This window comes from Paenarthrobacter sp. JL.01a, from assembly GCF_025452095.1.
Taxonomy (GTDB): Bacteria; Actinomycetota; Actinomycetes; order Actinomycetales; family Micrococcaceae; genus Arthrobacter.
Map to the genome: position 1 here is coordinate 981736 of NZ_CP104877.1, position 24197 is coordinate 1005932.

Sequence of the window (24197 nt, forward strand, 5' to 3'; positions counted from 1 at the left end):
CAACAACGTCCCTCCTCTTCCAAGGAACAGCCATGTCAGGACACACTGCACTCGCATCGTCGAGCACGGCCGCCAAGCGTAAAGAAGCGCGCACGGTCATCATGTCCAGCTATCTGGGCAGCACCATCGAGTTCTACGACTTCCTGCTGTACGCGACGGCGGCAGCAGTTGCCTTCCCCAAGGTGTTCTTCGCCGGAACGGACGAGTGGGTAGGAGTCGTGGCGGCTTATGCAACGTTCGCCGCGGGCTACGTCGCACGGCCCTTGGGTGGCATCGTCTTCGGCCATTTCGGTGACCGGATTGGCCGCAAGGGCATGTTGATCGTGTCCATGGCCATGATGGGCGTCGCGTCCACGTTGATCGGCCTGATCCCGGGATCCAGCGTGATCGGTCCGTGGGGAGCGGTGCTTCTGGTGATCCTGCGGGTCTTCCAGGGCATCGCCGTCGGCGGTGAATGGGGCGGCGCCGCGCTGATGGCCCTGGAACACTCCGATCCGAAACGGCGCGGCTTCGCGGCCTCATTTGTGAACGCGGGTGCGCCGACGGGCGCTGTCCTGGGCACCGTGGTGATGGGTATCTTCTCGGCCCTTCCGCAGGACGCCTTCCTGGCCTGGGGGTGGCGGGTGCCGTTCCTGCTGTCCTTCCTCCTGCTGATCGTCGGCATGTTCGTCAGGCTGCGGGTTTCCGAGAGCCCGATCTTCGCTGAGGCTGTGGCCAAGGAAAGCGCGTTGGGAGCCAAGCGCAAGGTTCCGCTGCTGGAAGTATTGAAGCGTCCAAAAGCCCTGATCATGATCATGTTTGCCGGAGCCGCCGGATTTGGCCTCCAGGTGGTGCTTCCCACGTTCTCTGTCACCTACGCGGTTTCCAAGGGCGCCCCACAGCAGGGCGTGCTCTATGCCTTTGCGGGAGCCTCGGCCATTTCCATCCTCTTTGTCCTGTTGGGCGGGCGCTTGTCCGATCGTTTCGGCCGCCGCCCGGTCATGGTCACTGGCCTGGCTCTTTTCATCCTGTACCTGTTCCCCATGTTCGGAATGCTCAGCTCAGGCAGTATCGCCTTGATCTTCCTGGCCTTCACCGTTGCACTCATTCTGCATTCCTCGCTCTACGGGCCGCTTGCGGCGTTTGTCTCCGAGCAGTTCGGCACCACCAACCGTTACACCGGTGCGGCTGTGGGCTACCAGCTGGCGACGTTGATCGGCACAGGCTTCACCCCGGGCATCGTTGCAGGCCTGTACAAGGATGCAGGTCAGAGCATCGTCCCCGTGGTGATCTTCCTGGCCGGTATGTCGCTGGTGTCAATTGTCTTCATCCTGCTGACGCGGGAGTCTAAGAACAACGACCTTTCCACGGTCAGTTAGGAGTACCCACATGGACAACAACGGAGTTGGATCCTGGTTGCACCGCCGCCGCAACAAGTCCGGAAACCAGACAGCGCTCATCCATGGCGAGCGGAAACTGAGTTACCTCGAACTCGCCAACCGGACCGATCGCCTGGCCAACGCGCTCAAGGACAGGGGAGTGGCCAAGGGCGACCGCGTGGCCTATCTCGGCGAAAACCACCCGTCCTTCGTGGAAACCTTCTTTGCCTGCGGGCTGCTCGGAGCGATTTTCGTTCCGCTCAATACCCGCCTGGCCGCCCCGGAACTCCAGTTTCAATTGCAGGATTGCGGCGCCAGCGTCCTGGTCAACGCCGAAGCCCTGGACCTCGTGGCCTCCGCATCAGTAGCGGACACATTGGTAACCCACCGTCTTGTGGTGGCGCCCGACGACGGCCCGGAAAGTGCCGCCGCCAAGCTGCCATCCGGCGTCGAACAGTACCGGGAGGTGATTGAGCGCGCCGACGCTGCCCCGCTGGATGAAGCGGTGACCCTGGACGACGGCGCCATGATCCTCTACACTTCCGGCACGACGGGCAAACCGAAGGGAGCCCTGCTGACCCACGGCAACATCACGTGGAACTGCATCAACACCGTGGTGGACATGGACTTGGGCCGGAACGACGTAGCGCTCATGATTTCGCCGCTCTTCCACGTGGCATCCCTTGACATGGGACTGCTGCCGATGCTGCTCAAAGGCGCCACGGTCATCCTGGAGTCCAAGTTCGACCCCGCACGCGTCCTGGAGCTCGTGGGCCGGCACAAAGTCACCACGCTCAGCGGCGTCCCCACCACCTTCCAGATGCTCTGCGACCATGCTGAATGGTCGACGGCGGACCTCAGCTCCCTGGACAAGCTCACCTGCGGCGGGTCGGCGGTTCCGCAGCGCGTGCTGGACGCGTATGAAGAACGCGGTATCGGATTTACGGCGTGTTACGGCATGACCGAAACGGCTCCCGGTGCAACCATGCTGCCGGTCTCCGCGTCCAAGGAGAAAGCCGGCTCGGCGGGATTGGCCCACTTCTTCACGGATGTGCGGATCGTCGACCCCTTCGGCGGGGTCGTTGGTGCAGGGCAGGTAGGCGAGATCCAGATCTCCGGGCCCAACGTCATCAAGGAATACTGGAACCGGCCCGAGGCCACAGCGGAAAGCTATGCGGATTCGTCGTGGTTCCGGTCGGGGGACATGGGCTCCCTCGACGATGACGGCTTCTTGTTCGTCTCGGACCGGCTGAAGGACATGATCATTTCCGGTGGCGAGAACATTTATCCAGCTGAGGTGGAAGCAGCCATTGCGGAGCTCCAGGCTGTGGGGAGCGTGGCTGTCATCGGGGTGAGCGACGATAAATGGGGAGAAGTGCCCCGCGCCGTCGTCACGCTGCGCGAAGGGAGTTCCTTGACCGAGGAGCAGCTGCGCTCGCATCTGGAAGGAAAGCTGGCCCGGTACAAGATTCCCAAGTCCGTGGTGTTCGTGGAGGAAATGCCGCGCACAGCCAGCGGGAAGATCCGGAAAACCGACCTCCGCAAGCAATACGCCCAGTAGCCCTCCCGACGCTCTCTCACATCCCTTGGGCTTCCTCCCTACGCTCTCTCACATCCCCCGGTTGTGGGGGCCGTAATGGGCGAAACAATCCATCAATGGGCTAAATCCGGGTTAACTTTGTCCATCGAACTGCCTAAATGGCTTCCGGGGCATTACGATTGGCACGACTCTTCTCTGAGTACGCATGGTCACAACGAAACCGGGGGATATACCAATGAGCTACCCGCAACAACCGCAACAGACCCAGCCTTACGGCACCCAGGCGGGCGAACCGCCCCTTTGGGCTCCCTACTACGGCGCTCCGATCGGCGCAGCCATCCAGCGCTTCTTCAAGAAGTACACCGCCTTCAGTGGCCGGGCCAGCCGCAGTGAATACTGGTGGGTTGCCCTGGCACTGGGTATTGTCGGCCTCGTCCTGCAGATCCTGACTGGCATCCTGGGCAGTGCAGGCGCGACGGTTTCCGCCAATGGAACTGCTGTTCCCGGCCCGGGCGCTACGGTGGGCTTCATCCTGCTGGGTATTTTCTACCTGGCAGTCCTGATTCCGTCCATCGCGCTGCTGGTTCGTCGTCTGCACGACGGCAACTTCAGTGGCTGGCTTGCCCTGCTGGGACTCATCCCGTTCGTGGGTGGCCTCGCCATCCTGGTCTTCGCACTCCTGCCGTCCAACCCGGCCGGCCAGCGCTTCGACCAGCCGACGGCCTAGTACGTCACGCACTAAGTAAAGCCACGCACCAAGAAAAGGGGGCGGCACGCATTGTGCCGCCCCTTTCGCGTGCCCGGGGGTCGGCGACAAGCACTCCATGAAATGCTGTCATTAACGCGGACCGACCCCAACGATGAGGAGCGCCAGCCATGGGACCGATCAAACGATGCGCCGTGGTGGGTGGCGGAATCATCGGTATCGCGGTTGCGCGGGAACTTGCCAACAAGCTCGACGGCGCGCAGGTCACCATCTTCGAAAAAGAGGTCCGTCTGGCCGCACACCAAACCGGCCACAACTCTGGTGTGGTCCACGCAGGCTTGTACTACGAACCCGGCGGGCTCAAAGCACGGTTGTGCCGCAGGGGAGTAGAGCTGCTCCAGGAATTCTGCGCCGCAAAAAACCTGCCCTACGAGGCCTGCGGAAAGCTGGTCATCGCGCAGACGGCCGAGGAGCAGCACCGCCTGGAAGCCATCTTTGCCCGGGCCAAGGCCAACGGGGTGCCCGGCGCGCGCATGCTCAACGGCGACCAAATACGCGAGGTGGAGCCGAACGCCGTCGGGCTTTCCGCCTTGCACTCGCCGGAAACGGCGATCGTGGACTATGCGGCCATCACCAGGGCGCTCGCCGACGACGTTCGTGCCTCGGGCGGGACCATCCGGCTCGGGCAGGAAGTCACTGCGCTGGAACAGCAATCGGAGGGCGTGGTGGTGCGTACGAAGGACGGCAGCGGGCATTTCGACCTGGTGGTGGCCTGTGCCGGCCTCCAATCGGATCGGCTGGCCGAGGCCACAGGCGAGCCAGCCACCCCGAAAATCGTGCCCTTCTTTGGGCAGTACTTCCTCCTGGGCGACGAAGCACGCCACCAAGTGAAGGGTCTGATCTATCCCGTTCCGGATCCCAGGCATCCTTTCCTCGGCGTCCATCTCACCAAGCGCATCGACGGTGAAATGATGCTGGGTCCGAATGCCTTCATTTCCTTTGGCCGTGAGTCCTACGCCTGGAACGCGGTGAATGTCCGCGACATAATGAATTACGCGCTGTTTCCAGGGTTCTGGAATTTCGCCCGGAAAAATGTGCCCTCGGCGGTGCGGGAACTCCAGACCGTCGTGAGCAAAAAGAAATTCATCCGTGAGGCCATGCGCTTCGTGCCGTCCCTTGAGGGTGCCACCGTTCTCCCCGGAACCCGGGGCGTGCGCGCCCAGGCGATGAACGGTGACGGATCGCTGGTGGACGACTTTGTGATCGCACGACGCCGGGACGCGGTTTTGGTGCGGAATGCGCCTTCGCCCGGTGCTACTTCGTCCATGGCGATCGCCGAGTACATCGTGGAGCAGGCGCTTGCTGACTGAGGAATGTGAGTTAACAAGCCTGTGACCACCCGGAAACGGTGCTTACATCCCCGGTGGATAGCTTTGGCCCATGATCACTTCACTGGCAACCCGCATTGGCCAAGCCCTCGGGCGTTGGATCGAGGCCGCCTACGTCTTGGACTGTGCGGGGCCTGAAGAGGACGAATCCCTGGCCGTGGCTCCGGATTGGACCTGGCTGCCGGCCCTGAGCGGGGTCACCGTCGCAGGTGCCCAGGCCATCCAATCCCACGCAGGGAGGCCGCCAAAAGCCTTGTAGGAACCGCATCGGAAGCTGCGTTGTGTTGCGTTGAGCACACTATTCGTTATTGCCGGGTAGTATGCCCTAAACTCCTTCACTGAGGTGCCGGAATGGGCACTATGCAGCAACGAAAGCGAACCCTCAATGGCTACTGATTACGACGCTCCGCGCAAGACAGAAGAAGAGTCTCCGGCTGAATCGCTTGAGGCTTTGCAGGCGTCCCGCGGGGGTGGCGCCCAGACCGCCGTCATCGACGTCGAGGACGTCGATACCGCTGAAGGAATCGACCTTCCCGGCGCCGATCTTTCGGGCGAGGAACTGACCGTCGTCGTGGTCCCGGAACAGTCCGACGAATTCACCTGTGGCTCCTGTTTCCTGGTCCGGCACCGGTCCCAGGTTGCACTGGAAAAGAACGGTCTCAAGTTCTGCAAGGACTGCGAAGGCTGAATAACGCGCTGATCACGTTATCTTCGATCACGAAAACGTGGCAGATGCCGTCTGAAACAGCCCTTGCAGCGTGCTCACGCCACTCTTTGATAATCCTCCTGTGACCCGCTGGCCGTCCCCTTAACAGTTATGCGCCGAAGCGGCCACAACCGGTCCAATGGTCTGAATCCGCTCCTACAGTTGAAGTATCAACTTCGCCTGAAGGGGGCACAAAAAATGAGGAAAATTGGAGCGGGTTTGGCGGCTGTCCTGGCAGTCGCCGGGCTCGGTCTTGCAGTGCCGGGGCCAGCCTCGGCGGCATCGTATTGCGGCATCACCTGGGGCTCGCTGGCCAAGGCTGATCCAGATATGGGTTCAGGCAATGTCACAGCTGTGCGCACTGGACAGCAGCCGTGCTTTGACCGTCTGGTGATCGATGTGAGCGGCAAAGTGGCCGGATACTCCGTGCAGTACGTTCCGGTGGTGACACAGGATCCCTCCGGCTTCCCTATCCCGGTCCTTGGAGATGCGGACCTCCAAGTGATGGTCACTGCACCTTCCCATGATCAGCAGGGCAACCCCACGTACCTGCCGGCAGCCAAGGCGGAGCTCTCCAACGTCTCCGGCTATCAGACGTTCCGCCAAGTGGTCTATGCGGGCAGCTTCGAGGGCACGACGAGCATCGGGCTGGGTGTCCGGGCCAGGCTTCCGTTCCGGGTCTTCGCCTTGGACGGACCCGACGGCGGTTCGCGGCTTGTGGTGGACGTCGCCCATCACTGGTAAGCCCGCAACCTCGTAGAACGCCGAGATAGCGGGAAAGCTGCCAGCTCGCCGGAAGTTTCCGGGCGAACTGGCAGCTTTCCAGCGTTTTCGGCGTTACACCGGCGGAGCCTACTCGGGCACCACCAGCGCCGGAGTGTCCTTCCGGATGGTCTCACCGCGGAAGAAGCCGGGCCGCATGCGGGCCTGGATCAGCATGACCACTGCGCCCAGGGCCAGAATCCCGATGCCCAGGATGAACACGAGTCCCACCCCGAAGATCTCCGATCCACTACCGAACTCCGGATCCCAGCTGTCCATTGCGGTCTGGAGGAACACGACGAACAGTCCCACGCCACCCAGTACCGGGCAGACCAGCCGCAGGAAGAAGTTGCGTGCACTGCTGAACACGCTGTTGCGGAAGTACCAGGCGCAAGCGATGGCCGTGAGCCCGTAGTAGAAGCAGATCATCAGGCCCAGGGCCAGGATGGTGTCGTTGAGGACGTTCTCACTGATCACGTGCATCACCGCGTAGAAGCCCGCGGACAAGACGCCGGCCGCGATGGTGGCGAAGCCCGGCGTCGAGAACTTCTTGCTCATGTGGCTGAAGCGCTCCGGCAGGGCGCCGTAGTGCGCCATGGCCAGCAGGCTGCGTGACGGCGAAGTGAACGTGGACTGCAAGGAAGCCGCCGAGCTGGAAAGCACGGCCAGGGACATGAGGATCGCGAACGGACCCATGACCGGTGATGCCAGTGCCGTGAACACGTTGGCATGGTTCTCAGGGTTGTTCAGCCCGATACCTGTATCTCCCACGCCGGCGAACATCATGGTGGCGATGGTGACCAGCAGGTAGATACCCAGGACTATGACGGCGGTGAGGGTGCCTGCGGCGCCCGCGGTCTTCTTGCCGTTGGCGGTCTCCTCGTTCACGGTGAGGCAGACATCCCAGCCCCAGTAGACGAAGATCGACAACGAAATTCCGGCCGCAATTTGGCCGAAGGTCTCAACCTTGGTGACGTCGAACCAGTCCCAGCTGAACGGAACAGCGGTCTCGGACGTCGACCAGTTGGCGAAGGCCATGGCGACGAAGAGCCCCAGGACCAACAGCTGGAAACCCACCAGCCCGTACTGGACAATCTTGGTGGTGTGCAGGCCGCGGTAACTGATCCACACGGCCAGGGCCACGAAGACGAAACAGGTGGCTACGTTCAGGAGCTTGTTCGAGGCGAGGTCGGCCAGCTCGGGGGAGCCGGTGGCCTGCGCGAGGAACAGGTAGAAGAAGTCCACTGCCACACCCGCAAGGTTGGACAGGACAATGATGTTGGCGGCGAGCAGGCCCCAACCGCCCATCCAGCCCACCCACGGACCGAACGCCTTGGTAACCCAGGTGAATGTGGTGCCGCTGTCGGGGGAGTCTGCGTTGAGCTCCCTGTAGGCCAGCGACACCAGGATCATCGGAATGAACCCGATCAGGAAGATCACGGGCAACTGCAGCCCGACTTCATTTACGGTTGGGCCGAGCGCACCGGTGAGGGTGTACGCCGGGGCGATGGTTGAAATGCCAAGAACGACGACGGCGAGGAGCCCCAACTGCCCCGTCTTCAGTCCCTTGCCGCTGATGTCGTGCGAGTCTGCAGCGGCGGTGGTGCTTGTGGAAGCACCGTTGCGGATTGTCTGGCTCATGAAGGGCCCTTTCTAGATGGCCGTAGGCTGCTGCTGCGTGATGCAGTGGATGCCGCCGCCCCGGGCGAAGAGCTCGCGCGCGTCAACACTGACCACGCGGCGTCCCGGATAGGCATCGGCGAGAATGCGGAGGGCTTTCTCGTCCATGGGGTCATTGAAACTGCAGGCGATGACTCCGCCGTTGACTACCAGGTGGTTGATGTAGCTGTAGTCCACGTAGCCCTCATCATCGGTAAGGGTTTCCGGGGCGGGAACTTCGATGATGTTCCACTCCCGGCCTGCTGCGTCATGGGTGGTGCGCAGGAAGTCGATGATCTCTCGGGAGACCTTGTAATCCGGGTGCTCGGGGTTCTGCTGGGAGTGGACCAGCAGGGTTCCCGGCGAAGGAATGGCAGCCACGATGTCCACGTGGCCGCGCGTGCCAAACTTCTCCGAGTCACGCGTCAGGCCCCTCGGGAGCCACACCACATGGGTGGCGCCGATGGTGCGGGCCAGTTCCTCTTCGATGTCGGCCTTGGTGAGACCGGGATTGCGGCCCTCGTCCAGCTGGACGGTTTCGGTCACCAGTACAGTGCCTTCGCCGTCCACCTGGATGCCACCGCCCTCGTTCACGATCCCGGAGGGAAGGTGTGCAACTCCAGCCCGACCGGCAACGAACCCGGCGATGAGCGAGTCCTTGTCCCAAACAGCCCAGTCCTGGGCGCCCCAGCCGTTGAAGATCCAGTCCACGGCGCCGAGCTTCTTGTTGGCATCCAGTACGAACGAGGGCCCGATGTCCCGCATCCAGGCATCGTTCAGCTCGGCGGTAAGCACCTCAACGCGAGGGTCGAGATAGCGCGCGGCTGTTTCGACGTCGTCGGGCGCTACCACCATGGTGACGGGCTCGAACTCAAGGATGGCGTTCGCGACGGCGGCCCAGGTGGAGCGCGCTGCGTGCGCCTTTTCCTCGGTGTCACCCAAGGTGTAGCCGCCGGTGGGGAAGGCCATCCAGACGCGGTCCTGCGGTGCCGTCTCGGACTGCATGCGCCAGGCGCTCACGCGGAGACTGCCTGGGGCTGGGCGCTTGAGGCGGGGCTCGCACCGAGGGGAGCGTCCGGGTTTACGGGTTCCGTGAGGCGGCCGTACGTCTCCGGACGGCGGGTTGCCAGGAACGGGAAGAGCGTGAGCCAGTCTTTGCGCTGGTCGAGGTCGAGGTCGGCCACCAGGACGGCGGACTCATCGCGGGGAGCCTGGGCCAGGATGCGGCCGTACGGATCGGAGATGAAGGAGGAGCCGTAGAAGTTCAGGGTGCCCTCGTTGCCGTAGCGGTTGGGAGCGATCATGAACAGGCCGTTGGCGATGCCGTTGCCCACAATGACCTGCTGCCACAGCGGCTGCGTGTCGAAGTCGGGGTGGTCGGGCTCGGAGCCGATGGCCGTGGGGTAGACCAGGATTTCCGCGCCGCCCAGCGAGTACATGCGGGCGAGCTCCGGGAACCACTCGTCCCAGCAGGTGGGCATGCCAAGGCGTGCGCCGCCCAGTTCGGCAGGAGCGTGCACTGCGTAGGCATCCTCGGCGTCCGGGCCCTTGCGGAAGAACTTGTCCTCGTAGTAGCCGGCAGTCACGGGGATGTGCAGCTTGTGGGTGCGGGCCACCAGCTCGCCGTCGGGCGAGACCAGGATTGCCGTGTTCAGGCCAAGGCCGTCGTCCGTCCCATCCGGGTTCTCTGCACGCTGGTACAAGGAGGCGTGGACCGAGACGCCGAACTTGCGGGCGGCTTCTGCGGCGAAGGTGAAGGTGGGGCCGGTCAGCAGGTCCTCGGTGATGTCCGACGGGCGGATCCCTGCCGCCGGGTTGTTCTCCGGCTTGGTGTCGGCGGGGTAGCGGGAGAGCGTCAGCTCAGGCAGGAAAACAACAGTGGCTCCCAGCTTTGCTGCGCGTTCGATGCCCTCGGAGAGTTCTGCGCGGAGGGCGGCTTCGTCGGCATGCCAGCGGTGCTGGACGACGCCGACGCGCAACGGCGTCCGCGTGGAGGGCTCGGTGCGGGCCAGGGAAGTGGGGGCTTCGAGGCAGGTAATTTCAATCATGGGGGCATGTACTCCGGTGAGACGACAGTCACTAAATGAATAGCGTTCATTTAGTATGGCGCGAGTCACGCCGGAGCGCAAGAGGCAAATGAACGGTGCTCATTTATGACGGCCGGTGGGTGTCCGTGAAACAGTCCCCGGGGCTTCAGCCCACCAGGGTGCCCAGCCCGCCTGGGTACTCAACCCGCCAGGGTGGGCAAGGTGAGGATCTCGGCCCCGTCGTTGGTGATCGCGATGGTGTGCTCGCTGTGGGCCGTCCTGCAACCGGTGGCACTGCGAAGTGTCCAGCCGTCGACATCCGTGACCAGCTGGGCCGTATCTGCCATAACCCACGGCTCTAGTGCGAGCAGCAATCCGGGCTGCAGCTTGTAGCCGCGTCCAGGCCGGCCCATGTTGGGCACGTGTGGCTCCTGGTGCATGGTGGAGCCGATGCCGTGGCCACCGAATTCCGTATTTACCGGGTAGCCGGCCTCCTTGAGGGCCGACCCCATTGCGTAGGAGAGATCGCCGATGCGGGCGCCGGGCCGGGCTGCTGCGATGCCGGCACGCAAGGCGCGTTCGGTCGCTTCGATCATGGCCACGCTCCCGGCGGGCTTAGTGTCGCCAACGATGAAACTGATGGCGGAGTCCGCGGCGATTCCCTGCAGGGAAACGGCCAAATCGAGGGTCAGCAGGTCGCCGTCGGCAAGTGCGTAGTCCCGCGGCAGTCCGTGGAGGACGGCGTCGTTGACGCCGGTGCAGATGTAATGCCCAAACGGTCCGCGGCCAAAGGAGGGGGCGTAATCGACGTAGCAGGACTCGGCTCCGGCCTCCAGAATCATGTCCTTGGTCCATGAGTCGATGTCCAGCAGATTGGTGCCCACGGTGCAGCGGCCCTTGAGGGTGTGCAGGATATTGGCCACGAGAGCGCCCGAAGCCTTTGCCCTGAGCAGTTCGTTGGCGCTGAGGATCTCGATCATGAGCAGCCTTTCTGTTGTGCGTCCAATAACTATCCCGGCCATATTATCCCGGTATTACAATTGGAGCTATGGTCAGGTTGCCTCTTACACCCGCAGAGGCCGAGCGTGGACAACGTCTCGGCTCATTGTTGCGCCGCGCACGGGGCACGCGCTCCATGTTGGAGATCGCCCTTGATGCCCGTGTTTCCCCGGAGACGCTCCGCAAAATCGAATCCGGAAGGGTAGCCACCCCCGCCTTCCCCACCGTGGCTGCGATTGCCGATGTCCTGGGCCTGTCCCTGGACGAGGTCTGGGCGGAGATCAACCAGCCCGACGCCGGCGCGGATCCAAGCGCGCCGCGCCGCAGCGCGCGCGAGTTCCTGGCTTCCTAAGCTTGGTCCGGGCGTTTTGGCCGTGCCCGGACGTGCAGGCGCTCGCCTTGCTGGCCGAACAGTGTCAGCAGTTCCACCGGCTCTGACGTAGCGCTGGCGAACCAGTGCGGAGTCCGGGTATCGAACTCGGCTACCTCGCCGGGTTTGAGGATGAAGTCGTTCCCGCCCAGGACCAGCCGCAATTTGCCGTTGAGGATGTACATCCAGTCGTAGCCCTCGTGGGATTGGGGCTCCGGCGTCTCCTTGCCCGTGCCACTTTTCAGCACCATCTTGAAGGCCTGGATCCCGCCCGGGCGACGGGTGAGGGGGAGTGCGGTTCCCCAGTGGTGGACTTGCGGCTTGAGGTGGATGCGGGGATCGCCGGTCTCGGGGGCGTCGATCAGTTCCTCAAGGGGTATCTGATGCAGCCGCGCTATCGGGAGCAAAAGCTCCAAGGTGGGCTTCCGCTGCCCCGATTCGAGGCGGGATAACGTGCTGACGGAAATGCCCGTTGCCTCCGAAGCTTCCGCCAGCGTCAGGTTGCGCTGGGTCCGCAGCGCGCGCAGGCGCGGGCCGACGGCGTCGAGCATGGAACTGAAGTCTTGGCTCATGGACCAAGTTTGCCATATCAGCAAAATTCTTTGCTGATTCTCCCGAGGCTGTCCAACCATGGAAGGAACGGCACAAGGCCGCGAGGGAATCACGGAGGCAAAGTGGGCAAAGAAAAGAACATCAAGGAGTACGACGTCGTCATCATTGGAGGTGGCGCAGCTGGGTTAAGTGCCGCCGTGACGCTGGGCAGGGCTCTGAGGTCAGTGCTGGTGATCGACGCCGGCGAACCCCGGAATGCTCCTGCCGCGGGGGTCCACGGCTTCCTGTCCCGCGACGGCATCAACCCCAGGGAACTCCTGAGACTGGGACGGGAGGAGGCGCGCGGCTACGGGGTGGACATCATCAACGGCGTCGCCGTTGCGGCCCCTTCGACGGCGGCGCAAGGCGAGGGCGCCGAACCCGCCTTTGAGGTGGACCTGGGAGAGGGCGGCACTGTCAAGGCGCGGCGCCTCCTGGTGACTACTGGTCTGACGGATGTGCTTCCTGACATTGAAGGCCTTCGCGAACGTTGGGGTCGGGACGTGCTGCACTGCCCCTACTGCCACGGCTGGGAAGTGCGCAACAAAGCGATCGGGATACTGGGGACCCTTCCGATGGCCCTGCACCAGACCATGCTCTTCCGGCAATGGAGCCCGGATATCACCTTGTTCCTCAACGACGTTGTGGAACCGACGGATGAAGAGTGGGAACAGCTTGCCGCACGCTCCATCAACGTTGTGGAGGGCAAAGTGCGCTCACTTGAGGTCACGGATGATGCTTTGAGCGGGGTGGTCCTGGCTTCCGGCAGGGTCATTCCAGCCGAGGCCCTGGCAACAGGGACCCGCCTGGAGGCCCGGTCCGGAGTACTGGAATCCCTTGGGGTCAAGGTGGTGGAGCACCCCATGGGCGTAGGGCGGCATGTCGAAGTGAATCCCCTGGGAGGCGCCACCTCGGTGCCGGGCGTGTGGGCGGCAGGGAACGTCGCCGACCTCATGGGGCAGGTCATGGCATCGGCAGCTTCGGGTGTCATGGCGGGAGCGGCGATCAATGCCCACCTGATAACTGAGGAAACCAGACTCGCGGTGGAAGCGGCCCGGAAAAATAGTGGTCGACGTTCGGCTTAAGTGCGGGGATCATTAAAGGATCGCCACTAAAGGAGGTTGGCATGTGCTACGCGTACTATGACGACTTCGAGCGGCGCACGAAGAAGGACTCCGCGCGCAAGCCCGAGACCCGCACCACAGAGGCCAAAGAGCCTGCTGCCCCGGCGGAGACCCGCCCAGGGACAGAAGGCACGCTGTGGACTTTCCTGGCACGTCGTCGCAGGGAGCCTGAGGTTTACGAACCGAAGGTGGACCGCATCTACGAGAAAGTCTAGGGATCACTCCCGGACCGGAACGAGCACCGAATCCACGCAAAAGGCGCCGGGACCACCGGCGCCTTTTCCATGGGCTCCCAGGTCAGCTCTCCCCGGGCTGGTTTCTTTCTGCCGTGCCCAGATACTCCAGGGCAGCGGTGACCAGGGCTTCTGTTCCCTTGGCCAGCGTGGGCTGGATAAGCGGTGCGAAATAGGGCGAGTGGTTGGATGGAATGTCCTCAGGGAGCCGCCCTGTGGTGGCCCACTCCCTGAACAGTGCAGGGTCGGCGCCTCCAAGGAACCAGAACACCAAAGGTGCATCGGCGCCCTTTGCCAAGGCTCCGACATCTTCGCTGCCCGAGACCGGGCCGGGATCGATCACCTGTGCCGTGCCGAATTTGGCCTTGAAGGCTGCCGTGATTCTGCCTGCAGCCGATTCGTCATTGACGGTGAGGGGAAAGTGCTCCTCGAAGTGGATCTCCGGATCCTTCGGAGCGCCGGAGGCTGTTGATTCCCCCTGGACGATCCGCTCAATGGATCCGAGGATCTTGTCCCTGATGGAATCGCTGAAGGTGCGGACACTAAGGCCCAGGGTCGCGGTCTCGGGAATGATGTTGTTTTTTGTCCCTGAATGGATCTGCCCAACGGTTACCACCGCCGAGTCACTCGCCGCGAGCTCACGCGAGACAATGCCCTGCAAGCGGACCGTGGCAGCTGCTGCCATGAGGACAGGGTCAACGGTGGTTTCAGGGCGGGAGCCGTGTCCGCCGCGTCCGTGCAGGGTGATGTTGAGGGAGTCGGCAGAGGCCATGGCGACGCCGGAACGGATGCCGAACCAGCCGGCGGGGAATGGGGCGACATGCTGGCCGAGTACGACGTCGGGCTTCGGCACGACGTCGTACAGGCCGTCCGCCACCATCGCGTTCGCTCCACCGCCCCATTCCTCTGCGGGCTGGAAAACGGCGATCAACGTGCCTTGCCACTGGTCGCGGTGCGCGGCAAGCGACTCCACAGCACCCACCAGGCAGCTGACGTGGACATCGTGGCCGCATGCATGCATGACGGGAACGTCGTTGCCCGCGTGGTCGACGCCGACGGCGGTGCTTGCGTAGTCCAGTCCTGTGGATTCTTTGACGGGCAGTGCGTCCATATCGGCCCGGAGCATCACCACGGGCCCGGCTCCGTTCTCAAGGATGCCCACCACGCCGGTTTTGCCGATGTTGCGGTGGACCGTGAAGCCAAGGTTTTCCAGGTGCCCGGCGGCGATTCCCGCCGTCCTGGTCTCCTGGAAGGACAGTTCCGGGTTGGCGTGCAGGTCTTTGTAAAGCTCTTCGAGGTCAATGGTCATGGGTTTACCCTCTTCGTTCGACGCCTTTGGTCCGGCCAGTGTATCCACCGGCGGTGTGCGAAGCCTGTGTGTGCGAAGACCGGGCAGTCGCGGCAGACTGGATGCCATGAAGAATTCCGAACCCGCCACAACGCAGAAGTCCACGGTCGAGTGCTGGACGAAAGCCCTGGCAGAGTCGAACGGTTCGCCCGGTGGCGGCGCAGGAACGGGGGTCATGCTCTCGATCGCGGCCGCGCTGACCTCCATGGTGGCAGGGTATACGGAGCCCGAAGACCACCAGCGGGAAGAGCTTTCGGGGATTCATGCCCGGGCCCAGGAACTGAGGAACTCTGCCCTGCAACTGGCAGACGATGATGCCTCAGCCTCCAACGCTTTCGGGGCTGCCTTCCGTCTGGACCCGGGTCCGGAACGCGAAAAGGCCATCCACCGGGCTTCGGTGGACGCGGCCAAGGCCTCTGCCGTGCTGGGTGAGCGGGCCATCGACGCCATCGAGGACCTTGGCTGGCTCGCTTCCCATGGCAACCCGGCCCTCATCGCGGACGTCGTGGTTGGCTTCGGTGCGCTGCGCGCCGCCATAGCGGGAGCGCGGACCAACGTGAGCTTCGACCTCGCGTCCCTGACCTCCGCGGGGACTGGGCTGGAGGAGGTCAGGGAGCAGCATCCGGATCTGTGGAAGACGGTCAGCCGCCTCAGCGACGCGCTGGAGCGGATCGACCTGCTGACTGCCGGCGTCGACAAGAAGGCAGCACCTACCGAAGCGGTGTAGCTTCCTATTTCGCCTTGGGTACCTTGCGGAGTACGACGGCGGCCATCACTGCCGCTCCGGCCATCAGTACCAGCCCAATCGCCGCAGTGATGTGGACTCCGGAGTCGAAGGCTATCCGGGCGGCGTTGGTCAATGCCTCGGAGAGCTGGGTGGGAAGAGCGGAGGCTGCGTCAACGGCACCGGCCAGGGTTTCCCCCGACTTCCTGGCAGCTTCGGCGGGGACGCCGTCGGGAATGACGAGGTTGTGCTGGTAGGACGCGGTGAGGATTGAACCGAGCACGGCTGTTCCCAGGAGGGAACCGAGTTCGTAACCGGTCTCGGAGATGGCCGAGGCCGCCCCTGATTTGTCTGCCGGCACGGACGCCAGGATGAGGTCATTGGAGATGGTCTCCGCTGCACCCACGCCGACGGCCAGGACCGTCAGGGCTGACAGGAGGAACACCGGTCCGCTGCCGTGGTCACCCACGACGGCCACCAGGTAGCCTATGGCGCTCAGCGTCAGTCCGCCGGCCACCACGAATCCGGGCCGTACTTTCTTGACCAGCGGTACTACGAGCAGGCCGGCGATAACTGTGGCCAGGAGGGCCGGGATCATGGCGATGCCGGCTTCCATGGGGGACTGCCCTTCGACCAGCTGCAGGTGCTGGGCAAAGAAGTAGATGAACCCCGTCATGGAAAACAGGGACAGCACGTTGGCCACGATGGCCGTGCTGAATACCTTGTTCTTGAACAAGCTGACGTCCAGCATGGGGCTCTCGATCCGCTGCTGGCGGCGGACGAAGAGGACACCCATCACCAATCCGAAGAGCATGAAGGCTACAGCGGATGCCCCGAGTCCGTGGACGGCGAACTCCTTGATGCCGTAAACGAACGGCGCCATGGTGACCACAGACAGGACGATGCTGGGCACGTCGACGCGGCCGGGGTTGGCGTCCTTGGACTCGGGAATGAGTGCCCGGCCGAAGGCGAGGAGCGGCAAAAGCAGGAATGCTGCCACCAGGAAGACGGCACCCCACCAGAAGTGCTCTACCAGCCAGCCACCGAAGATGGGACCGAGGGCGGCGCCACCGGAGAATCCGGCAGCCCATACGGCGATCGCGAGCCGGCGGCGGTTGGGGTCGGTAAAAATGTTCCTGATCAACGACAACGTTGATGGCATCAGCATGGCGCCGAAGACACCGAGGGCGGCGCGCCCGGCAATAAGCCACTCAGCGGACGGCGCGAATGCCGTAGCAGCCGAAACCGCCGCGAAGCCTGTGCTGCCGATCAGCAGCAACCGGCGTCGTCCGATCCGGTCACCAAGGTTGCCCATGGAGACCAGGAGCGCGGCGAGCACCAGCGGGTAGGCGTCAACGATCCACAGGAGCTGTATGCCGCCCACGTCCAGGGAGCGGGCGATTTCCGGCAGGGCAAAAGTGAGCGCGGTGTTGTCGACGGCCACCAGCAGCACCGGGAACATCAGCAGTGCCAAGGCCGTCCAGTCGCGCCACGGTGCAGCCGGGCCCGTCAAGGGGGCGGCGGAACGGGGTGCTTGGGTTGAGGACGGCGAGAACATGCCACTTACTGTACCGTCCAGACGGTACAGTTACAAATGCAAGGACTGCACAGCTTTAGGGAATGATGTACACATGCCACGAAAACCAGTTGCCCGGGACGCCGTCCTGGATGCCTACGAATCCCTCCTGATCGAGGTAGGGGAGCGGGCGGCTACCCTGGATGCCGTCGCCAAGAGGGCCGGTGTCTCCAAGGGCGGGCTGCTGTATCACTTCCCCAACAAGGAAGCCCTGATCAGCGCCTTGCTGGAACGCCTGGACGAGTTGGCGCAGGAAGACATTGAGCAGATGAAGGCCGCGTCGGACGGTGCGGCCGCGTACTTCATCCGGTCCTCCCTCTGGGCCGACACCCCCATGGACAGGGCCTTCGTTGCGGCAACGAGGCTCGCTGAAGTAGCCCATGAGGAAACGCGGCGGCGCTTCGCAGGAATCCAGCAGCAGTGGCTGGATGTCCTGGCCGAAGACGTAGGACCGGAGATTGCCAAGGCCGTCAGCTACATGGGCGACGGCCTCTACTTCAATGCGATGTTCGAAGGCGGGCAGGGGGCCGGCAACGCCGGGCGGGAGGCCGACGTCGAAATCCTGCTGGGCGTCCTGGACCGCCTGCGGAAGTGACGTTTCATCCATTTGCCGCAGGGCCTTGCACGTAGGACAATTAAGCCTTGTGGCGTGCCCGGCGTGGTGCCCACAGACAACTGAACATGCCTTTGATCTGCGGCGGGAGAGTCCTGCAGGCACGTGATGCAGGCGCCGTAGGAGCAAACCCTCCCCAGGAATCTCTCAGGCCCACGCACCGCCGCGGCGAGGCAACTCTGGAAAGCAGCAGGCACTCCACGCCATTGACGTGGGATGCTGTGCTCACCGACGGTGCAAGCGATTCGTTGTGCGGACAACACGCGGAAACTCTCAGGTCCAATACAGAGCGGGGAGGAACCCGAGCCGCTGCGGCGTACCCAAACGCCGCCCAAGTATTGGAGTTCCTTCGTGACGGTTAGTTCCGCCTCCACCACCTTCGTCGATCGGCATATCGGCGCCCGCCGCCAGGCCGACATTGAGACCATGCTCAAGTCCGTTGGCTACGACTCTGTTGACTCGCTGGTCGACACTGCCGTTCCGAACGACATCCGCCAGGACGTCGCCCTCACCTTGCAGAACGCGCTGAGCGAAGTCGAGGTCCTTGCCGAGCTGCGCAAGCTCGCCTCCAAGAACAAGACGGCCGTCCAGATGATCGGCCAGGGCTACTACGACACCGTCACGCCGCCGGTCATCCGCCGCAACATCCTTGAGTCCCCGGCCTGGTACACCGCTTACACCCCGTACCAGCCCGAAATTTCGCAGGGCCGCCTTGAAGCACTCCTGAATTTCCAGACCATGGTGCAGGACCTCGTTGGCCTGCCGATCGCCAACGCCTCCCTGCTGGACGAAGCAACCGCCGTGGCCGAAGCCGTCCTCATGATGCGCCGCGCCAACAAGAACAAGGCCGTGCAGGACGGCAAGACCGTGCTCGACGCGGACTGCCTGCCGCAGACCATCGCCATCGTCAAGGGCCGTGCTGAAGCCCTCGGCTTCGAGGTTGAGGTTGCCGATCTTTCAGCCGGCCTTCCGGAAGGTGCCATCAACGGCGTCGTCCTCCAGCAGCCCGGTGCTTCCGGCCGCGTCTTCGACCACTCCGCCGTCATTGCCGAGGCCAAGGAACGCGGCGCACTGGTCACCGTTGCCGCCGACCTCCTTTCCCTGACGCTCATCACCCCTCCGGGTGAGCAGGGCGCTGACATCGCCGTGGGTTCCGCCCAGCGCCTGGGTGTCCCGCTCTTCTTCGGCGGCCCGCACGCTGCCTACATGGCCGTCCAGAAGGGTCTTGAGCGTTCCATGCCGGGCCGCTTGGTGGGCGTTTCCAAGGACGACGCCGGCGTTCCCGCCTACCGTCTGGCCCTGCAGACCCGCGAGCAGCACATCCGCCGCGAGAAGGCCACGTCCAACATCTGCACCGCGCAGGCGCTGCTGGCCATCGTGGCTTCGATGTACGCGGTCTACCACGGCCCGGAAGGCTTGAAGGCGATCGCTGAGACCGCCCACAGCCACGCCCGGACGCTTGCAGCGTCCCTGAAGGCTGCCGGCGTCGAGGTCCTCCACGGTTCGTTCTTCGACACCATCACCGTCCGCGTCACGGGCAAGGCAGCAGAGATCGTCGCCGTCGCCGAGGCCAAGGGCATCAACCTGCGCGGCATCGATGCTGACACTGTCGGCATCTCCGTTGACGAAACGACTACGTCCGACATCGTCGGCCGCCTCCTCGATGTCTTTGGCGCTTCGGTCACCGATGCCGCCGAGGACTTTGCGCTGGAGGCTTCCGTTGAGCGCACCAGCGCATTCATGCAGCACCCGGTGTTCAACACCCACCGCTCCGAGACCCAGCTCCTGCGCTACATCCGCAAGCTCTCGGACCGCGACCTCGCGCTGGACCGCACCATGATCCCGTTGGGTTCGTGCACCATGAAGCTCAACGCCACCGCTGAAATGGAAGCCATTTCCTGGCCCGAGTTCGCCTCGATCCACCCGTTCGCTCCGGACTCCCAGACCGAGGGCTGGCGTGAACTCATCAGCGACCTCGAAGCGCAGCTGACCGAGATCACCGGTTACGACCAAGTGTCCATTCAGCCGAACGCCGGTTCCCAGGGTGAGCTGGCCGGGCTCCTCGCGATCCGCGGCTACCACCTCTCCAACGGAGATGACCAGCGCAACGTGTGCCTCATCCCCGCCTCCGCGCACGGCACCAATGCCGCCTCGGCAGTGCTGGCAGGCATGAAGGTCGTGGTCGTGGCCACCGCTCCCGATGGCACCATCGACCACGTTGACCTGAAGGCCAAGATCGAAGCCAACCGCGACGCCCTCTCGGCCATCATGATCACCTACCCGTCCACGCACGGTGTCTACGACGCAGACGTCCGCGAAGTCTGCGACGCCATCCACGAAGCCGGCGGACAGGTGTACATCGACGGTGCCAACCTCAATGCCCTCGTAGGCCTTGCCCAGCCGGGCAAGTTCGGCGGCGACGTATCCCACCTGAACCTGCACAAGACCTTCTGCATCCCGCACGGCGGCGGCGGACCCGGCGTTGGCCCGGTCGCAGCCAAGGCACACCTGGCACCGTTCATGCCCGGCGACGCAGCGTCCTGGACCGAGGGCAATGACGTTCCGATTTCGGCCTCCCGCTTCGGCTCGGCCGGTGTCCTCCCGATCTCCTGGGCCTACGTGAAGCTCATGGGCGGCCAGGGACTGACCGAAGCCACCAAGTCCGCGTTGCTGGCGGCGAACTACATCGCATCCCGCCTCAACGAGCACTTCCCGGTGCTCTACACAGGTGAAGGTGGACTCGTAGCCCACGAGTGCATCCTGGACCTGCGCGAATTGACCGCGAAGACCGGCGTCACCGCTGAGGATGTGGCCAAGCGCCTGATCGACTTCGGCTTCCACGCGCCCACCCTGGCCTTCCCGGTTGCGGGTACCTTGATGGTTGAGCCCACGGAGTCCGAAGACCTCGTGGAGATCGATCGCTTCATCGAGGCCATGATCACCATCCGCAAGGAGATCGACCAGGTTGCTGCCGGCGACTTCTCCGTGCAGGACTCCCCGCTTCGCCGCGCGCCCCACACGGCAGCCGCCGTCGTGAGCTCCGACTGGGACCGCGCGTACCCGCGCGAGCAGGCCGCCTTCCCGGTCCACCATCTCAAGCAGGACAAGTACTTCCCGCCCGTTGGCCGCATCGACGGCGCAGCCGGAGACCGCAACCTGGTCTGCTCCTGCCCGCCGATCGAAGACTTCGAGAACTAAGGACCGGTCATGACAGGGAAATACACCGCCCTCTACGAAGAGCACAAGAAGCTTGGCGCGTCGTTCACCGACTTCGGTGGCTGGCAGATGCCGCTGAAGTACTCCTCGGAATTGGCCGAGCACCACGCAGTCCGCAAGTCCGCGTGCCTGTTCGACCTCTCCCACATGGGCGAAGTCTGGGTCACCGGACCCGAGGCCGCAGCGTTCCTGGACTACGCCCTGGTGGGCAAGATTTCTGCCATGGCCGATGGCAAGGCCAAGTATTCGCTGATCTGCCAGGAAGATGGCGGCATCATCGATGACCTGATCGTCTACCGTCGCGGTGCAGAGAAGTTCCTTGTGGTGCCGAATGCCGGCAACGCGGCAGTTGTTGCTGCGGAACTGCTGGTGCGTGCGGCCGGGTTCGACGTCGTGGTTGTGGATGCCTCGCCCGAGACTTCGCTCATCGCCGTCCAGGGTCCCCTTGCCGAAGCCATCCTTCTGCGCCTTGTACCGGCCGAGCAGCACTCGCTGGTCACCGGATTGAAGTACTACGCCGCCGTCGAGGTCACCTTCCTCGTGGCCGGAAGCGGCCAGGAATTGCTCTTGGCACGCACCGGGTACACCGGCGAAGACGGCTTCGAGATCTTCGTTCCCAACGAATCCGCCGCCGCGCTGTGGCAGGCGATCACCGCCGTCGCCGAAGAGGGCGAACTGGTCCCGGCGGGCCTGGCCTCGCGCGACTCACTCCGTCTGGAAGCCGGTATGCCACTGTACGGCAACGAGCTCTCCCGCGAAGGCAATCCCTTCGCTGCCGGGCTTGGCCCTGTTGTGGCGTTGTCCAAGGAAGGCGACTTTGTTGGCAAGGAAGCACTTGCTGCTTTGAAGGCCGAGGGTGCCGGGGTCTCCACTGGCCGCAAGCTCGTGGGGCTCAAGGGCCTGGGACGCCGCGCCGGCCGCTCGCACTACCCCGTGGTGAAGGACGGAGCCGTTGTTGGTGAAGTGACGTCCGGCCAGCCGAGTCCCACCTTGGGGTACCCCGTAGTGATGGCGTACGTCGACGTTGCCCTCTCTGAGCCCGGGACTGCCCTCGATGTGGACCTCCGCGGCAAGGCCGAGCCCTTCGAAGTCGTCGCGCTCCCGTTCTACAAGCGCCAAAAGTAGCGAGTTTTTGTACAGCTAATGACCTCATAGCCCGGCTATAAAGGCATTAGCTGTACAAAAACTCCTGGATTTTTCATTCAGCACACGTAAAGGAAAAAGAATGCCCAAAGTAGCGCCCGAACTTCAGTACTCCGACGAACACGAGTGGGTCTCCCGCGGCGAAGGGAACTCGGTGTCCGTTGGCATTTCCGAGGTTGCCACCGACGCACTGGGCGACATCGTGTACGTGGACCTGCCCGAGGTCGGCTCCACCGTGACCGCCGGCGAGACCTGCGGCGAGGTGGAGTCCACCAAGTCCGTCTCCGACCTGTACTCACCCGTCACAGGCGAGGTCACCGAGATCAACGACGCCGTTGTTTCCGATCCCGCCCTCATTAACAACGACCCCTACGGCGCCGGCTGGCTCTTCAAGGTGGCCGCCGAATCCGACGGCCCGCTGCTGTCGGCCCAGGAATACGCCTCCAAGAATGGCGGAGACCTGGCCTAGTTGCCGGCTGCCCGGGTCCGGCACTGGACATACGGGCGTAGCGTGGTTTGTAGTAACTGAATAATTTGCGACGCCGGGTTGCCGCCTTTGGGGGCCATCCGGCGTCGCGCTTCGGTCGTCTTTCGCCACAAGCGGGGGAGGCCATCCGGCAGGACGATCTGCCGGACCGATTCAAGCTGTATAAAAGGGATCCCGGCTATGGCTGTTGGTGTTTTCGATCTGTTCTCTGTGGGCATTGGCCCATCAAGCTCGCACACTGTGGGGCCGATGCGGGCCGCAGCGGTGTTTGCCGAAGAGTTGAAGGACAGCGGTGTCCTGGGCTCGGTGGCGTCGTTGCGGGTGGATCTGTATGGTTCCTTGGCCGCGACGGGCAAAGGTCATGGGACGATGACTGCCACGCTGTTGGGCCTTGAGGGTTACCACCCCGAGCTGATCCTCCCCGAGGAAGTGGAGGAACGCCTGGCCGCGATCGCCGAGACGGGTGTGTTGAACCTTGCCGGTGCTTCCGGTGAGGGCGTGGAACTGCCGTATGCGGTGGAGGATATGGTGTTGCATCCGTTGACGGTGTTGCCGCGGCATACGAATGGGATGAAGTTCGTGGTTTCTGATGCTGAGGGGGCGGTGCTGAGGGAGGCGACGTTTTTCTCGGTGGGTGGCGGGTTCATTGTGCGTGAGGGTGAGGAGAGCACGGCCCGGGCGGAGTTGGAGGAGTCCAAGGCGGAGTTGCCGTTGCCGTTCCGGACGGCGGCGGAGTTGTTGGGCCGGTGCTCATCCAAAGGCTTGGGCATCAGCGACATCATGTTGATCAATGAGCGGGCGTCCCGGTCGGAGGAAGAGATCCGGGAGGGTCTGCTGCATATTTGGTCGGTGATGGAGGCCTGTGTTGAAACGTCCCTGAAGCGTGAGGGGGTGCTGCCGGGCGGGTTGCGGGTCCGTCGTCGTGCTCCTGACTGGTTGGAGCGGCTCCTGAAGGAGGACAAGGACCGGAACGATCCGAAGTATTGGCAGGAGTGGGTGAACCTGATCGCGTTGGCGGTCAATGAGGAGAACGCTTCCGGGGGCCGGGTGGTGACGGCCCCGACCAATGGTGCGGCGGGCATCATCCCGGCTGTTCTTTACTATGCGTTGAATTACGCTCCGGGCATGGATCAGGCCACCCAGGCCGATAAGGACGATGTGGTGGTGCGGTTCTTGCTCGCCGCGGGCGCAGTGGGGGTTTTGTACAAGGAGCAGGCGTCGATTTCGGGTGCTGAGGTGGGGTGCCAGGGTGAGGTTGGTTCGGCGTCGTCGATGGCTGCTGCGGGGTTGGCTGAGGTGATGGGTGGTTCCCCGGCGCAGGTGGAGAACGCGGCGGAGATCGCGATGGAGCATAACCTGGGGCTCACGTGTGATCCGATTGGTGGGTTGGTGCAGATTCCGTGTATTGAGCGGAACGCGATTGCTGCGGCGAAGGCGATCAACGCGGCGAAGATGGCGTTGTGGGGTGATGGGACGCACCGGGTCTCGTTGGATGAGGTCATCGTGACCATGCGGGAAACGGGCAAGGACATGTCCCATAAGTACAAAGAAACAGCGATGGGCGGCCTCGCCGTCAACGTCGTCGAATGCTGAGTCTGTTTACTGTCGGTGCCTAGTGCCATGCTGT

The 24197-nt window shown here is 63.6% G+C and carries 23 protein-coding genes and 1 riboswitch; of the genes, 16 read left to right on the plus strand and 7 right to left on the minus strand.

The window, feature by feature from the left end; all coding sequences use genetic code 11:
* Positions 1-32: 32 nt before the first annotated feature.
* The 7 genes from N5P29_RS04845 (at position 33) to N5P29_RS04875 (ending at position 6442) form a co-directional block, all read left to right on the plus strand.
* On the plus strand, positions 33-1358 hold the full coding sequence (locus N5P29_RS04845) for an MFS transporter (RefSeq protein WP_262277524.1): 1326 nt from the start codon (positions 33-35) through the stop codon (positions 1356-1358).
* Positions 1359-1368: 10 nt separating this feature from the next.
* A complete protein-coding gene (gene menE, locus N5P29_RS04850; protein WP_262277525.1) occupies positions 1369-2919 on the plus strand; it encodes an o-succinylbenzoate--CoA ligase in 1551 nt (516 codons plus the stop codon).
* A gap of 214 nt (positions 2920-3133) precedes the next feature.
* Positions 3134-3625, plus strand: a complete 492-nt coding sequence (locus tag N5P29_RS04855; protein ID WP_262277526.1) for a DUF805 domain-containing protein — start codon at positions 3134-3136, stop codon at positions 3623-3625.
* A gap of 149 nt (positions 3626-3774) precedes the next feature.
* Positions 3775-4974 (plus strand): L-2-hydroxyglutarate dehydrogenase, encoded by a 1200-nt coding sequence (lhgO, locus tag N5P29_RS04860; RefSeq protein ID WP_262277527.1) that lies wholly within the window; start codon positions 3775-3777, stop codon positions 4972-4974.
* 70 nt (positions 4975-5044) lie between these two features.
* A complete protein-coding gene (locus N5P29_RS04865; protein WP_262277528.1) occupies positions 5045-5251 on the plus strand; it encodes a hypothetical protein in 207 nt (68 codons plus the stop codon).
* 126 nt (positions 5252-5377) lie between these two features.
* Complete coding sequence (locus N5P29_RS04870; RefSeq protein ID WP_262277529.1) at positions 5378-5680, plus strand: DUF4193 domain-containing protein; 303 nt, start codon at positions 5378-5380, stop codon at positions 5678-5680.
* 216 nt (positions 5681-5896) lie between these two features.
* Positions 5897-6442, plus strand: a complete 546-nt coding sequence (locus N5P29_RS04875) for an AMIN-like domain-containing (lipo)protein (RefSeq protein ID WP_262277530.1) — start codon at positions 5897-5899, stop codon at positions 6440-6442.
* Between the two features lie 108 nt (positions 6443-6550).
* Here the strand turns inward: N5P29_RS04875 and N5P29_RS04880 are convergent, their stop codons facing one another.
* The 4 genes from N5P29_RS04880 to map all read right to left on the minus strand — a co-directional run bounded on the left by N5P29_RS04880 (position 6551) and on the right by map (position 11126).
* Positions 6551-8101: an APC family permease gene (locus N5P29_RS04880; protein ID WP_262277531.1), complete on the minus strand. Its 1551-nt coding sequence runs from the start codon at positions 8099-8101 to the stop codon at positions 6551-6553.
* 12 nt (positions 8102-8113) lie between these two features.
* Entirely contained in the window at positions 8114-9139 is a 1026-nt protein-coding gene (locus N5P29_RS04885; protein ID WP_262277532.1) for an agmatine deiminase family protein, read from the minus strand.
* On the minus strand, positions 9136-10167 hold the full coding sequence (locus N5P29_RS04890; protein ID WP_262277533.1) for a nitrilase-related carbon-nitrogen hydrolase: 1032 nt from the start codon (positions 10165-10167) through the stop codon (positions 9136-9138). The genes N5P29_RS04885 and N5P29_RS04890 overlap by 4 nt, the downstream gene beginning before the upstream one ends.
* A gap of 179 nt (positions 10168-10346) precedes the next feature.
* Positions 10347-11126: a type I methionyl aminopeptidase gene (gene map, locus N5P29_RS04895; RefSeq protein WP_262277534.1), complete on the minus strand. Its 780-nt coding sequence runs from the start codon at positions 11124-11126 to the stop codon at positions 10347-10349.
* Between the two features lie 68 nt (positions 11127-11194).
* Between map and N5P29_RS04900 the strand changes: the two genes are divergently transcribed.
* On the plus strand, positions 11195-11497 hold the full coding sequence (locus N5P29_RS04900) for a helix-turn-helix domain-containing protein (RefSeq protein ID WP_262277535.1): 303 nt from the start codon (positions 11195-11197) through the stop codon (positions 11495-11497).
* Here N5P29_RS04900 and N5P29_RS04905 read toward each other — a convergent pair.
* Positions 11494-12087 (minus strand): helix-turn-helix domain-containing protein, encoded by a 594-nt coding sequence (locus tag N5P29_RS04905; RefSeq protein ID WP_262277536.1) that lies wholly within the window; start codon positions 12085-12087, stop codon positions 11494-11496. The genes N5P29_RS04900 and N5P29_RS04905 overlap by 4 nt on opposite strands.
* Before the next feature lie 102 nt (positions 12088-12189).
* Between N5P29_RS04905 and N5P29_RS04910 the strand changes: the two genes are divergently transcribed.
* Both N5P29_RS04910 and N5P29_RS04915 read left to right on the plus strand, forming a co-directional pair.
* A complete protein-coding gene (locus tag N5P29_RS04910; RefSeq protein WP_262277537.1) occupies positions 12190-13191 on the plus strand; it encodes an NAD(P)/FAD-dependent oxidoreductase in 1002 nt (333 codons plus the stop codon).
* A 41-nt stretch (positions 13192-13232) separates the two neighbouring features.
* Positions 13233-13445 (plus strand): hypothetical protein, encoded by a 213-nt coding sequence (locus tag N5P29_RS04915; RefSeq protein WP_262277538.1) that lies wholly within the window; start codon positions 13233-13235, stop codon positions 13443-13445.
* Between the two features lie 82 nt (positions 13446-13527).
* On the opposite strand, the gene N5P29_RS04920 is transcribed toward N5P29_RS04915, so the two are convergent.
* Positions 13528-14772, minus strand: coding sequence for an amidohydrolase (locus tag N5P29_RS04920; protein ID WP_262277539.1), 1245 nt, complete (start codon positions 14770-14772; stop codon positions 13528-13530).
* A gap of 106 nt (positions 14773-14878) precedes the next feature.
* Between N5P29_RS04920 and N5P29_RS04925 the strand changes: the two genes are divergently transcribed.
* Entirely contained in the window at positions 14879-15538 is a 660-nt protein-coding gene (locus N5P29_RS04925; RefSeq protein WP_262277540.1) for a cyclodeaminase/cyclohydrolase family protein, read from the plus strand.
* A gap of 4 nt (positions 15539-15542) precedes the next feature.
* On the opposite strand, the gene N5P29_RS04930 is transcribed toward N5P29_RS04925, so the two are convergent.
* The gene (locus N5P29_RS04930) at positions 15543-17093 is read right to left on the minus strand and encodes an MFS transporter (protein ID WP_262277541.1); all 1551 of its coding nucleotides are present in this window, start codon (positions 17091-17093) and stop codon (positions 15543-15545) included.
* Positions 17094-17166: 73 nt separating this feature from the next.
* On the opposite strand from N5P29_RS04930, the gene N5P29_RS04935 reads away from it, so the two are divergent.
* From N5P29_RS04935 to N5P29_RS04955, 5 genes are all read left to right on the plus strand, one after another.
* Complete coding sequence (locus N5P29_RS04935; protein WP_262277542.1) at positions 17167-17706, plus strand: TetR/AcrR family transcriptional regulator; 540 nt, start codon at positions 17167-17169, stop codon at positions 17704-17706.
* A 93-nt stretch (positions 17707-17799) separates the two neighbouring features.
* Positions 17800-17897, plus strand: a riboswitch (glycine riboswitch).
* 178 nt (positions 17898-18075) lie between these two features.
* Positions 18076-20922 (plus strand): aminomethyl-transferring glycine dehydrogenase, encoded by a 2847-nt coding sequence (gene gcvP / locus N5P29_RS04940; RefSeq protein ID WP_262277543.1) that lies wholly within the window; start codon positions 18076-18078, stop codon positions 20920-20922.
* A gap of 9 nt (positions 20923-20931) precedes the next feature.
* Entirely contained in the window at positions 20932-22065 is a 1134-nt protein-coding gene (gcvT, locus tag N5P29_RS04945; protein WP_262277544.1) for a glycine cleavage system aminomethyltransferase GcvT, read from the plus strand.
* A gap of 100 nt (positions 22066-22165) precedes the next feature.
* On the plus strand, positions 22166-22552 hold the full coding sequence (gene gcvH, locus N5P29_RS04950) for a glycine cleavage system protein GcvH (RefSeq protein WP_144662734.1): 387 nt from the start codon (positions 22166-22168) through the stop codon (positions 22550-22552).
* A 198-nt stretch (positions 22553-22750) separates the two neighbouring features.
* Entirely contained in the window at positions 22751-24163 is a 1413-nt protein-coding gene (locus tag N5P29_RS04955) for an L-serine ammonia-lyase (RefSeq protein ID WP_262277545.1), read from the plus strand.
* Positions 24164-24197 lie beyond the last annotated feature (34 nt).

Coding starts and splice junctions, on each gene's coding strand:
- N5P29_RS04955 (WP_262277545.1), top strand. CDS start 22,751: ATGGCTGTTGGTGTTTTCGATCTGTTCTCTGTGGGCATTGGCCCATCA.
- N5P29_RS04900 (WP_262277535.1), top strand. CDS start 11,195: ATGGTCAGGTTGCCTCTTACACCCGCAGAGGCCGAGCGTGGACAACGT.
- menE (WP_262277525.1), top strand. CDS start 1,369: ATGGACAACAACGGAGTTGGATCCTGGTTGCACCGCCGCCGCAACAAG.
- N5P29_RS04845 (WP_262277524.1), top strand. CDS start 33: ATGTCAGGACACACTGCACTCGCATCGTCGAGCACGGCCGCCAAGCGT.
- N5P29_RS04875 (WP_262277530.1), top strand. CDS start 5,897: ATGAGGAAAATTGGAGCGGGTTTGGCGGCTGTCCTGGCAGTCGCCGGG.
- gcvH (WP_144662734.1), top strand. CDS start 22,166: ATGCCCAAAGTAGCGCCCGAACTTCAGTACTCCGACGAACACGAGTGG.
- N5P29_RS04920 (WP_262277539.1), bottom strand. CDS start 14,772: ATGACCATTGACCTCGAAGAGCTTTACAAAGACCTGCACGCCAACCCG.
- N5P29_RS04870 (WP_262277529.1), top strand. CDS start 5,378: ATGGCTACTGATTACGACGCTCCGCGCAAGACAGAAGAAGAGTCTCCG.
- N5P29_RS04935 (WP_262277542.1), top strand. CDS start 17,167: ATGCCACGAAAACCAGTTGCCCGGGACGCCGTCCTGGATGCCTACGAA.
- N5P29_RS04905 (WP_262277536.1), bottom strand. CDS start 12,087: ATGAGCCAAGACTTCAGTTCCATGCTCGACGCCGTCGGCCCGCGCCTG.
- N5P29_RS04890 (WP_262277533.1), bottom strand. CDS start 10,167: ATGATTGAAATTACCTGCCTCGAAGCCCCCACTTCCCTGGCCCGCACC.
- N5P29_RS04865 (WP_262277528.1), top strand. CDS start 5,045: ATGATCACTTCACTGGCAACCCGCATTGGCCAAGCCCTCGGGCGTTGG.
- gcvT (WP_262277544.1), top strand. CDS start 20,932: ATGACAGGGAAATACACCGCCCTCTACGAAGAGCACAAGAAGCTTGGC.
- N5P29_RS04915 (WP_262277538.1), top strand. CDS start 13,233: ATGTGCTACGCGTACTATGACGACTTCGAGCGGCGCACGAAGAAGGAC.
- map (WP_262277534.1), bottom strand. CDS start 11,126: ATGATCGAGATCCTCAGCGCCAACGAACTGCTCAGGGCAAAGGCTTCG.
- N5P29_RS04855 (WP_262277526.1), top strand. CDS start 3,134: ATGAGCTACCCGCAACAACCGCAACAGACCCAGCCTTACGGCACCCAG.
- N5P29_RS04925 (WP_262277540.1), top strand. CDS start 14,879: ATGAAGAATTCCGAACCCGCCACAACGCAGAAGTCCACGGTCGAGTGC.
- N5P29_RS04930 (WP_262277541.1), bottom strand. CDS start 17,093: ATGTTCTCGCCGTCCTCAACCCAAGCACCCCGTTCCGCCGCCCCCTTG.
- lhgO (WP_262277527.1), top strand. CDS start 3,775: ATGGGACCGATCAAACGATGCGCCGTGGTGGGTGGCGGAATCATCGGT.
- N5P29_RS04880 (WP_262277531.1), bottom strand. CDS start 8,101: ATGAGCCAGACAATCCGCAACGGTGCTTCCACAAGCACCACCGCCGCT.